General features: G+C 42.5%; 6 protein-coding genes and 1 pseudogene. 4 read left to right on the forward strand and 3 right to left on the reverse strand.

The window, feature by feature from the left end; genetic code table 11:
* From HRT75_RS13610 to HRT75_RS13620, 3 genes and pseudogenes are all read left to right on the forward strand, one after another.
* Positions 1-794: pseudogene (locus tag HRT75_RS13610) on the forward strand (2-oxoglutarate dehydrogenase E1 component); the annotation flags it as partial.
* A gap of 26 nt (positions 795-820) precedes the next feature.
* Positions 821-2,035 (forward strand): 2-oxoglutarate dehydrogenase complex dihydrolipoyllysine-residue succinyltransferase, encoded by a 1,215-nt coding sequence (gene odhB, locus HRT75_RS13615; RefSeq protein WP_291187822.1) that lies wholly within the window; start codon positions 821-823, stop codon positions 2,033-2,035.
* A 187-nt stretch (positions 2,036-2,222) separates the two neighbouring features.
* A complete protein-coding gene (locus HRT75_RS13620) occupies positions 2,223-2,999 on the forward strand; it encodes a T9SS type A sorting domain-containing protein (RefSeq protein WP_291187824.1) in 777 nt (258 codons plus the stop codon).
* Positions 3,000-3,273: 274 nt separating this feature from the next.
* On the opposite strand, the gene HRT75_RS13625 is transcribed toward HRT75_RS13620, so the two are convergent.
* The 3 genes from HRT75_RS13625 to HRT75_RS13635 are packed head-to-tail and all read right to left on the reverse strand — an operon-like array spanning position 3,274 to position 6,401.
* Entirely contained in the window at positions 3,274-3,906 is a 633-nt protein-coding gene (locus HRT75_RS13625) for a response regulator transcription factor (protein WP_291187826.1), read from the reverse strand.
* Positions 3,907-3,909: 3 nt separating this feature from the next.
* The gene (locus tag HRT75_RS13630) at positions 3,910-5,910 is read right to left on the reverse strand and encodes an ATP-binding protein (RefSeq protein WP_291187828.1); all 2,001 of its coding nucleotides are present in this window, start codon (positions 5,908-5,910) and stop codon (positions 3,910-3,912) included.
* 50 nt (positions 5,911-5,960) lie between these two features.
* Positions 5,961-6,401 carry a retropepsin-like aspartic protease gene (locus HRT75_RS13635; RefSeq protein ID WP_291187831.1) on the reverse strand — a complete coding sequence of 147 codons (441 nt, stop codon included), beginning with the start codon at positions 6,399-6,401 and terminating at the stop codon, positions 5,961-5,963.
* 53 nt (positions 6,402-6,454) lie between these two features.
* On the opposite strand from HRT75_RS13635, the gene HRT75_RS13640 reads away from it, so the two are divergent.
* Positions 6,455-6,982 (forward strand): TatD family hydrolase (locus HRT75_RS13640; RefSeq protein ID WP_291187834.1); only part of this gene is annotated, 528 nt, incomplete at its 3' end.

The following is a 6,982-nucleotide window of genomic DNA, read 5'->3' on the forward strand; positions in this document are numbered from 1 at the left end:
GTTTTGACTACGGATACGCTATGGCAGCGCCTAGAACCCTTACCATTTGGGAAGCGCAGTTTGGGGATTTCTCCAACGGAGCGCAGATCATGTTAGACCAATACATTTCTGCAGCTGAGGCCAAATGGAAAACTCAAAACGGTTTGGTGATGTTGCTTCCACACGGTTATGAGGGGCAAGGTTCTGAACACAGTAGTGCGCGTATGGAGCGTTATCTGCAATTGTGTTCCAGACAGAATATGATCGTTGCTGATGTAACTACTCCGGCAAACTTATTCCACTTGCTGAGACGCCAAATGAAGTGGAATTTTAGAAAGCCATTGATTGTTTTCACTCCGAAGAGTTTGTTGCGTAACCCTAAGGTAGTTTCCACAAAAGAGGAATTGGCTACGGGAGCATTCCAAACGGTTATTGACGATCCGCAGGCTGATAAAAAGAAAATTAAGTCCTTGGTATTCTGTACCGGAAAGTTCTATTACGATCTGGAAGATTATCGCGAGACTCAAGGAAGAGACGACGTAGCTCTGGTACGATTAGAGCAGTTGTTCCCGCTTCCGATAGAAGAACTTAAAGAGATCATTGACAGTTATCCAAACGTGACCGATTATGTTTGGGCTCAAGAAGAACCCAAAAATATGGGAGCTTGGGGATACATGTTGATGAATTTTGATCTGGTAAAACTCCGTGTTGCGTCGAGACGTGTATACAGTGCGCCTGCCGCAGGAAGCAGTACCAGATCTAAAGCGAGACACAAACGCGTTATCGAATCGGTTTTCGAAACGCCAGAATCATAAATTACTAACACGAAAGAAAACGACCCATGTTAGAAATGAAAGTACCCTCACCGGGGGAATCCATCACAGAAGTAGAAATAGCTCAATGGTTGGTTGAAACCGGAGATTGGGTAGAAAAAGATCAGGCCATTGCAGAAGTAGACAGTGACAAAGCTACTTTAGAATTGCCAGCAGAAGCCAGTGGTATTATTACCCTGCAAGCAGAAGAGGGAGACGCCGTTGAGGTGGGGCAAGTAGTTTGCCTTATCGATACTGATGCTGCCAAACCAGAAGGTGCAGGAGACTCATCTGCTAAAGAAGAGGAGCAAGAAGCAGCTCCGAAGAAAGAGGAGAAAGCAGCTCCAGCCAGTGAAAGTAAAACTTATGCAACGGGAACCCCTTCGCCAGCAGCCAAAAAGATCTTGGATGAGAAAGGCATTGATGCTGGTTCTGTAAAAGGCACAGGCCGTGATGGCAGAATTACCAAGGACGATGCGGTTAAAGCCACACCTTCTATGGGAACGCCAGGACAAGGGTCTCGTGGTAGTGAGCGTAAAAAACTATCGATGCTCCGCAGAAAAGTTGCCGAGCGTTTGGTGTCTGCCAAGAATGAAACGGCCATGCTGACCACCTTTAACGAGGTAGATATGTCGCCGATCTTTGCGCTTCGAAAAGAATACAAAGAGACTTTCAAAGCCAAGCACGGAGTGGGTCTAGGGTTTATGTCGTTTTTCACCCTGGCTGTTGTGCGTGCTCTGGAATTGTATCCAGATGTGAATTCCATGATTGACGGAGACTACAAAATCACCTATGACTTTAAAGATATTTCCATTGCTGTTTCTGGACCAAAAGGACTTATGGTACCTGTTATCAGAAATGCGGAGAATTTAACCTTTAGAGGGGTAGAAGCTGAGGTAAAACGTTTAGCGATCCGCGCTAGAGATGGAGAGATCACCGTTGATGAAATGACTGGAGGTACTTTCACTATTTCTAACGGAGGGGTCTTTGGAAGCATGCTTTCCACGCCTATCATCAACCCGCCGCAAAGTGGAATCCTCGGGATGCACAATATTGTGGAGCGTCCAGTGGCTATTGACGGGAAGGTAGAGATTAGACCAATCATGTATGTGGCGCTGTCTTATGATCACCGCATCATTGATGGAAGAGAATCTGTTGGATTCCTAGTAGCTGTAAAAGAGGCTCTTGAAAATCCTACAGAACTACTAATGAATGGTGATGTTAAGAAAGCATTGGAGCTTTAATCACCGAATCCATAATATTTAAAAGGCCCTGTATGGGCCTTTTTTTATGCTCAACAGTTTAATGAACTATACAAGGCCACAACACAGGTTGTATGTATGAGTATTTGATTGAACTCAACAGTAGTGTTCTATCTTCCCTAAAGAACTAAATACCATGAGATTATAAACCTTTTTTTCCTTGATGCTAATGAGCTCGATAGGCTTAGCGCAGATCAACCCGATAGATTTTGAGCCAACCTCTGGAGTTGGTGGTGATTGGACATGGACTGTTTTTGAGAACGATGATAATCCGCCTTTAGAAATAGTTATTAATCCCTTTCCTGAGGGTATAAATACGTCTCAGACCGTTGCAAAGTTTACGGTTAGAACCACAGGTGCTCCTTTTGCAGGTTGCGAGACCATGCACGGGGCAGATATTGGCACCTTTGATCTGAGCCCAGACAATGCCTTTGTCTCTATAATGGTTTATAAAACGGTAAGCAGCAATGTGGGAATTAAATTTGCAACACCAGCAGGAGCCTCTACGGGTGAAATCCTAATACCGAACACCTTGGTGAATCAATGGCAGCGTTTGGTATTTGATTTTACAGGAATCATAGACGAGCCTTCATCTTCTGGAATCGATCAATTGATCGTTTTTCCAGACTTTCAAGCCCGTAGTACAGAAAATGTGATCTATTTTGACAATATCGTTTTTGGCGATAGCAGCCTCTCTGTGGCAGAGAACGCAATTAGCATTCCGGTAACCGCCAGTCCAAATCCAGCTTCAGATCTTACCCTGATTGATGCAGGAGTTTTTATCGAGGAGCTTGAGCTCTTTGATCTTTTGGGCCAATCGCTTTTAAAAGTAGCGCCAAATACGACGCAATATCAACTCGATATGCAGCAGTTCAGTACAGGAATATATATTGCCCGATTAATGGGAGAAAGTGGAACAACATCTGTCAGAATTGTAAAGCAATAAAAAAGCCCTCCGACTGGAGGGTTTTTGATTAGTCTAAGCTACCGTTAGTTGATTAGTGTTAGAACGTTAAGGAAAAGGACTATGGAACTGATAGCTAAAACTACTACCATTAGTATTTTATGTTTTCTATATGAGAGACTTTGTGCCATTTTTCTTTTTTGAGGTTTCAATTCTTTTTCATTTACCACAAAGTTGCAGAATTTAGTACCTCCTGCCATACGTATAAATACGTATTTTGCCTTAGAAAGGCCAATTCAAGGGTTTCTCCCCTTTTTTAATCTAGGAAGGATTGATGCTTTTTAGCCCAGAGTAAAAGGCTATTGGTTTTAGGCTCTAAACTGAGTTTTGCAATGATATTGGAGCGGTGCTTTTCAACAGTTCTAGGAGAGATGTATAAATGGTGAGCGATCTCTTTATTGGTCATGTCCCGAGCAATCAATCTTAAGATTTTTACTTCGGAGGGGGTAAGGTTCTCTAAAAGCCTACAATCCTGATCTTGATCCAACAGACGAGTAATAGCAGGGCTAAAGTAGGATTGCCCCTCTGCGATATAGCTCAGACAGATCTCGATCTCCTCTAAAGCCAATTCTTTCAATATATAACCAAAGATATTTAGGTTCTTCGCATCGCGAAACAGCTCAGGCTCCTTGTGAAGCGTAATGATGACCACCTTTGTAGCTAAGCCAGCTTTTTCACAGGCCTTTGCAATTGCTAAACCGGTCATTCCAGGCATTTCAATATCTAAGATAGCCACGTCTGGTTCGCAGTTCATGATCATTTTATGAGCGATATGCCCATCACCTGAACTCCCAACAATATTGTACCCGCGTTCCTTTAAAAAGTCATTAAGCCCTTTTAAGATTAACGGGTGATCATCAGCAATAAAGATTCGCAAGCATTTTGCCATAGCTTAAACTGGAAATGTAAATTGCAATTCGGTTCCTGTTTCTGTCTTACTAGTGATGCGCAACACTCCTTTAAGGGAGCGTACACGCTCTTTTAGGGTTTTAAGGCCCATGCATTTTAGGTCACGGAATTTTTCGGACACATTAAAGCCCTTGCCGTTGTCTTGAATGCTAATTTTAACTTGAGCCTCATCCTTCTTGATTTTGATCTTGGTGGCCTCGGCTCCGGAATGCTTTAAAACATTATTAAAACTCTCCTGTATGATTCTGTAAATATTTAGGGAGTCTTCTTTATCAAAGAATTTATCAATATTATCAATTTCTGCGGAAATAAACAGTGTACTGTTGCGATCAATTTGTACAACCATGTTTTCTATAGCTTTAGTCAGGCCCAATTCCTGTAATTGAAAAGGGTGTAAAGCCTGAGAAATAGCCCGGACTTCATCAATGGCCTCTCCAACCATATTTTTGTTGTGATCATCGCCTGCCATGGTCAAGCTGTTTTTGATAAGTAGCAGATTTTGGCCCAAACCGTCGTGAAGCTCTTTAGAGATCCTTTTGCGTTCTTCTTCTTGAGAGAGTAACAGTTTTTGAGAGAATTTATGCTGCAAGTCTTGTTTGTCTTTGAGGCCGCGTTGCATAAAGACCAAATAAACGATCCCGCAGATCAACACTCCAGCAATACCTGTAAAGAGCAACCAACGCTTAAAGGCCAAGTTGTCTTTTTCAAGGAGTTCAATATTCGCCGTTTGCGCCTGAATTTCGCGTTCCTTTTTTTCAGACTCATACAGACTTTGATAATAGAGCATCAAATTGGTCTTTTGGCTGTCAAAAAGAGAATCTTTTTTTCGGTGGTATCGTTTGTGGTAATCTAAGCTGATCGCTGTATCCCCAATAGCTTCGTGGATCTCAAATAGATCCTGTAAGGCGTTAATGACCTGTTCTTGATTCCCGAGAGCATTTGCATCTTTGAGGCACATTTCTGCGAATGCTAAGGCCTCCTTTAGTTGTCCTTTAAATTTGAGAATGGTTGTTTTAGTGGCATGATAATGCGATTCAGTGATCAGATCTGTGGAATTTTTTGTTCGAAGATCTTCCAAAAGATTGAGATGGTACTCCGCCTTTTCCATATTGCCGCGTTCGGCATATTGGGTAGCGAGTAAACCGTGAATGGCAAAATAACTGCTGATCTTATTCTGTGTACTGTCCAAATACTTAACCGCTTGCAATAGTTCTGTTTGCGCGGATGCAAAATCTCCGATCTTACGATCATCTACAGCCTGATTGTAGTATTCATTGCTGAGGTTGGAATAGAGCCCTAGTTCTTTGATCTGCTCAATGAGCTCGGAGCGTTCCATTTGCGCCGTTTCCAGAAAACCATTCATGCTGAACATGGTAATATTACCTTGTTTGGCAAAGAGCATGTATTGATAGTCGCCTAAATTTTCAAAGTAGCGAGAGGCCATATCATAGTCTGCAGAAGCGTTGACAAAATCTCCTAGATTGGTATTTGCCTGACCTCGGAATAAATAAGCATCGGCAATATATATGGAGTCTTTTGGGCCAAAGTTCTCAATGGCTTGGGTGAAGTCTTCAACAGCTTTCTTTTGATCAATTCTAAAATAACCACCTCCGCGTTTTAAATACAGACCGCCTCTTAAAAACGTATTGTCAATCTGATCGCTGTACTGTAAGACTCGATCTATCAAAGTCACACACTCTTCTGGCCTATTTGAAGCATTGAGTGGATAGGCAAGGTTCATGGCCTTTTTTGCCATGCCTACATAATCACCAACTTGTTCTGCTAGATCAATAAACACAAAACTGTGCTTAATAAATACGTCTGTGTCTTTTCTAAAACTAAGGGAGAGCTCAGAGTCTAAGGCTTGCATCTTCGCCTCTGGAGTTTGGGCTGCGGCATATTGCTGCAAGTAAGGTTCCCACGCTTTTTGAGCGGAAGCCAAACTCACAGTAAACAACGCGATCAAAGCGAAGAAAAGTCTCATTAAAGTGGGGGAATTATGTGGTTATCAAGCAGTTCAATGTAAACAAATTTTTACAATTTGAAGTACATGCAATTTCTTCCGTAGTCAATGACGGCACGCGCTTGTTTAAGGATATCTGCGCCTAAAATTCCAGTGATTGGATCTTCCTTCGCTTGGGCTAAGCCAGCATTAACATGAGATAGGTCCATTATGATAAAGGCTAGCTTGGTTTTTTCCCAGGCTCCTAAGCTTAAACAGTTTTGCTCGCTTATCTGAGTTTCTAGACCTGAGGCTCCTGCGCCCGTAGCTAAAATCTCACTAGCTTGAATGGTCATTTTCAAGGTTTCGGCTTCACTGAGATTGATGCAGGAGGTAGAAGCCCCTGTATCTACAATGAGCCAGCATTTGCAACCGTTAATACGCGCCTCGACCTTATAGTGAAGGGTGCGGGTTTTCTTTAGTGAAATCCGGGTGAATTTGTCTGCTTCTAAGAAGCTTCTAAGGCTGCTCAAATCTGAAATTTTGCGCTAAGATAGCTCAATAAAAAGGACTAGCTTTGCAAGCAATGCAATTTATAGACACCCATACCCATCTTTATGTAGAGCACTTTGATGAGGATCGTGCGACTGCCGTTGAGCGTGCAACCGATGCTGGAATCACTGACTTTTACATCCCTGCGATCGACAGTGAATACACCCAGCGTATGTATGATTTGGAAGCTGAGTTTCCCGGGAAAATGCATTTGATGATGGGATTGCATCCCACTTCGGTCAAAGAGAATTACAAAGAAGAACTCCAACACGTTTACGAGCAATTTGAAAAACGTCAATTTGCTGCAGTAGGGGAGATTGGAATAGACCTTTATTGGGATACCTCTACTTTGGATATTCAAATAGAAGCCTTCAAGGCGCAGATTCAATTGGCTAAGAAATTGGATCTACCCATTGTGATTCACTGCAGAGAATCCTTTGATGAGATCTTTGCTGTTTTGGAAGAAGAAAAGCATGATCGTTTACGCGGGATCTTCCACTGTTTTACAGGGACCTTGGAACAGGCGCATCGCGCTATAGGGTTTGGAATGTTACTCGGCTTT

Source organism: Gilvibacter sp. (assembly GCF_013214815.1).
In the GTDB taxonomy this organism is placed as follows: domain Bacteria; phylum Bacteroidota; class Bacteroidia; order Flavobacteriales; family Flavobacteriaceae; genus Gilvibacter.